Source organism: Pseudomonas sp. rhizo25, assembly GCF_031931935.1.
Classification (GTDB): domain Bacteria; phylum Pseudomonadota; class Gammaproteobacteria; order Pseudomonadales; family Pseudomonadaceae; genus Aquipseudomonas; species Aquipseudomonas synxantha.
Genome location: NZ_JAUJXA010000064.1, coordinates 1 through 358 on the forward strand (window position 1 = coordinate 1; position 358 = coordinate 358).

Below are 358 nucleotides of genomic sequence, written 5' to 3' on the forward strand. Positions count from 1 at the left end.
CCTGCACGCCCACGCCGTCACACAGCAGGAAAATTACCTTTACCAACGCCAATACGACTACGACAAAAGCGGCAACCTCACCCGCCTGCTCGACACCCGCAAAGGCCAACACGACTACCGCTACGACCCCCTCGCCCGCCTGACCCGCGCCGACCATTCGCAGGACGTCCAGGAACGCTTCGCCCACAACCCGGCCGGCAACCTGCTGATGCAAGACCGCCCGGGGCCGGACATCGTCGCGGCGAACCGCCTGGTGATCCAGGGCGACCGTCACTACGACTACGACGCCTTCGGCAACCTCATCCGCGAACGACGCGGCAAGGGCCATCAGCTCGTCACTGAATACCGCTACGACTGT

Annotated in this window: 1 protein-coding gene; it reads left to right on the top strand. The window is 64.2% G+C overall.

Annotated features, from left to right (window positions below):
* A partial coding sequence (locus QZR30_RS27950; protein WP_311904791.1) for a hypothetical protein occupies positions 1 to 358 on the top strand: 358 nt, incomplete at both ends.